This is a genomic window from Streptomyces tateyamensis (assembly GCF_003205575.1).
GTDB lineage: Bacteria > Actinomycetota > Actinomycetes > Streptomycetales > Streptomycetaceae > Kitasatospora > Kitasatospora tateyamensis.
This window is the reverse complement of the sequence record NZ_PYBW01000326.1, coordinates 1-210: the sequence shown is the minus strand read 5'-3', so window position 1 is coordinate 210 and position 210 is coordinate 1. Positions and strand designations below refer to the sequence as shown.

The 210-nt window shown below is 70.0% G+C and carries 1 protein-coding gene; it reads left to right on the top strand.

The genetic code is table 11. The features are described from left to right. A partial coding sequence (locus C7C46_RS33590; protein ID WP_146259345.1) for an aldo/keto reductase occupies positions 1-210 on the top strand: 210 nt, incomplete at both ends.

The following is a 210-nucleotide window of genomic DNA, read 5'->3' as shown; positions in this document are numbered from 1 at the left end:
TTTCATCGACACCGCCGAGGGCTACGGTCCCTACACCAACGAGGAGTTGGTGGGCCGGGCCCTCAAGGGGCACCGCGACCAGGTGGTGCTCGCCACCAAGTTCGGCCTGATCTCCCACACCGGCCGCGAGAGCGGCCCGGACAGCAGCCCGGCCAACGTCCGCGCCGCCGTCGGGGGTTCGCTCAAACGCCTGGGCACCGACCACATCGA